This is a genomic window from Psychromonas algarum, assembly GCF_004376845.1.
Classification (GTDB): Bacteria; Pseudomonadota; Gammaproteobacteria; order Enterobacterales; family Psychromonadaceae; genus Psychromonas.
The window spans coordinates 1-3,482 of the sequence record NZ_SNUW01000026.1 but is presented as its reverse complement, the minus strand read 5'-3'; the positions used below and the strand labels follow the sequence as shown (position 1 = coordinate 3,482).

The 3,482-nt window shown below is 47.2% G+C and carries 1 tRNA gene and 1 rRNA gene; both read left to right on the top strand.

The annotated features are described in order from the left end of the window. Positions 1-81: 81 nt before the first annotated feature. Positions 82-157 (top strand) — tRNA-Glu (locus tag E2R68_RS13695). 417 nt (positions 158-574) lie between these two features. Beyond that, positions 575-3,462: ribosomal RNA gene (locus E2R68_RS13690) — 23S ribosomal RNA — on the top strand. Positions 3,463-3,482 lie beyond the last annotated feature (20 nt).

Below are 3,482 nucleotides of genomic sequence, written 5' to 3'. Positions count from 1 at the left end.
TTCGGTACATTGGCGCAAGTAATAATGAGTGCCCACACAGATTGTTTGATTAGACTGATTAAAAAGCAAAGTAGTTTCCGGGTCCCCATCGTCTAGAGGCCTAGGACACCGCCCTTTCACGGCGGTAACAGGGGTTCAAATCCCCTTGGGGATACCAACTACTACTTTACTAGAGATACTTAATAACTGTTCTTGTTAGAATTATTATTAAGTGTTTTTAACACTGCTCTTTAACAATTAGGAAAGCTGATAAATGTTCTTATTTATCACACAAATACAATGACTTACTTGTAAGTTGATTGGTGTGACAAATAAAACGAAATGTTTAATTCATTAAGGTGAATTAAACGAGTTCTCAATATTAAAACTTCGGTTTTAGTATTGTAATCAAGCAAAATAAAAAGCGCATATTATCTTCGGATAGTATGAGTACGTATCTACACAGTTAATTTAACCATTAATTGTTAGGTGCACGAAAAACGTAGTGTTTTTCATATGTAAATATGAGAGTCGCAAGCGTCTTGGAAACAACATACGATATCTAATGTGTTTTAACACTATTTAGGTGTTGTATGGTTAAGTGAATAAGCGTGCACGGTGGATGCCTAGGCAATTAGAGGCGATGAAGGACGTGGTAATCTGCGATAAGTCCAGGGGAGTTGATAACAAGCGTTATATCCTGGAATTTCCGAATGGGGCAACCCGGCACTTAGTGTCATCGCTATGTGAATACATAGCATAGCGAAGCAAACGAGGGGAACTGAAACATCTAAGTACCCTTAGGAAAAGAAATCAACCGAGATTCCGAAAGTAGCGGCGAGCGAAATCGGAACAGCCCTTAAGCTGTTTAAAAGTTAGTGGAAGGCTCTGGAAAGTGCCACGGTACAGGGTGATAGTCCCGTACACAAAAACTTCTTTACAGTGAAAACGAGTAAGACGGGACACGAGAAATCCTGTTTGAATATGGGGGGACCATCCTCCAAGGCTAAATACTCCTAATTGACCGATAGTGAACCAGTACCGTGAGGGAAAGGCGAAAAGAACCCCTGTGAGGGGAGTGAAATAGAACCTGAAACCGTGTACGTACAAGCAGTAGGAGCGGATTTATTCCGTGACTGCGTACCTTTTGTATAATGGGTCAACGACTTAATTTCAGTAGCAAGGTTAACCGTTTAGGGGAGCCGTAGGGAAACCGAGTCTTAACTGGGCGAATAGTTGCTGGGATTAGACCCGAAACTTGGTGATCTAGCCATGAGCAGGTTGAAGGTTGAGTAACATCAACTGGAGGACCGAACCCACTAATGTTGAAAAATTAGGGGATGACTTGTGGCTGGGGGTGAAAGGCCAATCAAACCAAGAGATAGCTGGTTCTCCTCGAAAGCTATTTAGGTAGCGCCTCATGTATCACTGTTGGGGGTAGAGCACTGTTAAGGCTAGGGGGTCATCCCGACTTACCAACCCTTTGCAAACTCCGAATACCAACAAGTGCAATCATGGGAGACACACGGCGGGTGCTAACGTCCGTCGTGGAAAGGGAAACAACCCAGACCGCCAGCTAAGGTCCCAAAGTATATGTTAAGTGGGAAACGATGTGGGAAGGCTTAGACAGCTAGGAAGTTGGCTTAGAAGCAGCCATCTTTTAAAGAAAGCGTAATAGCTCACTAGTCGAGTCGGCCTGCGCGGAAGATTTAACGGGGCTAAACATATCACCGAAGCTGCGGACGCATATTTATATGCGTGGTAGAGGAGCGTTCTGTAAGCCGTCGAAGGGAAAGCTGTAAGGCATCCTGGAGGTATCAGAAGTGCGAATGTTGACATGAGTAACGATAAGGGGGGTGAAAAACCTCCCCGCCGGAAGACCAAGGGTTCCTGTCCAACGTTAATCGGGGCAGGGTGAGTCGACCCCTAAGGCGAGGCCGAAAGGCGTAGTCGATGGGAAACGGGTTAATATTCCCGTACCCTTTATTATTGCGATGGGAGGACGGAGAAGGCTAGGTGGGCCTGGCGATGGTTGTCCAGGTTCAAGTATGTAGGTGGAAGACTTAGGTAAATCCGGGTTTTCTTAACACTGAGATACGATGTCGAGTCACTAAGGTGATGAAGTCATTGATGCCATGCTTCCAGGAAAAGTCTCTAAGCTTCAGATAATAAAGGATCGTACCCCAAACCGACACAGGTGGTCAGGTAGAGAATACCAAGGCGCTTGAGAGAACTCGGGTGAAGGAACTAGGCAAAATGGTACCGTAACTTCGGGAGAAGGTACGCCGATGACGGTGATGTCCCTTGCGGATTTAGCTGTTGTCGGCCGAAGATACCAGATGGCTGCAACTGTTTATTAAAAACACAGCACTCTGCTAAATCGTAAGATGACGTATAGGGTGTGACGCCTGCCCGGTGCCGGAAGGTTAATTGATGAGGTTAGACTTAGGTCGAAGCTTTTGATCGAAGCCCCGGTAAACGGCGGCCGTAACTATAACGGTCCTAAGGTAGCGAAATTCCTTGTCGGGTAAGTTCCGACCTGCACGAATGGCGTAATGATGGCCATGCTGTCTCCACCCGAGACTCAGTGAAGTTGAAATCGCAGTGAAGATGCTGTGTACCCGCGGCTAGACGGAAAGACCCCGTGAACCTTTACTATAGCTTAGCAGTGAACTTAGAGCCTACATGTGTAGGATAGGTGGGAGGCTTTGAAGCGTTGTCGCTAGATGACGTGGAGCCAATCTTGAAATACCACCCTTGTATGTTTTGAGTTCTAACCATGGCCCCTGAATCGGGGTTTGGGACACTGTTTGGTGGGTAGTTTGACTGGGGCGGTCTCCTCCCAAAGAGTAACGGAGGAGTACGAAGGTTGGCTAATCACGGTCGGACATCGTGAGGTTAGTACAATGGTATAAGCCAGCTTAACTGCGAGACAGACACGTCGAGCAGGTACGAAAGTAGGTCATAGTGATCCGGTGGTTCTGAATGGAAGGGCCATCGCTCAACGGATAAAAGGTACTCCGGGGATAACAGGCTGATACCGCCCAAGAGTTCATATCGACGGCGGTGTTTGGCACCTCGATGTCGGCTCATCACATCCTGGGGCTGAAGTCGGTCCCAAGGGTATGGCTGTTCGCCATTTAAAGTGGTACGCGAGCTGGGTTTAGAACGTCGTGAGACAGTTCGGTCCCTATCTGCCGTGGGCGTTTGAGAATTGAGAGGAGCTGCTCCTAGTACGAGAGGACCGGAGTGGACGAACCGCTGGTGTTCGGGTTGTATCGCCAGATGCATTGCCCGGTAGCTACGTTCGGAATCGATAACCGCTGAAAGCATCTAAGCGGGAAGCGAGCCTCAAGATGAGTTCTCACTGGAACTTTAAGTTCCCTAAAGGGCCGTTGGAGACTACAACGTTGATAGGCAAGGTGTGTAAGTGCAGTAATGTATTGAGCTAACTTGTACTAATTACCCGTGAGGCTTAACCATACAACACCTAAGTAGTGTTG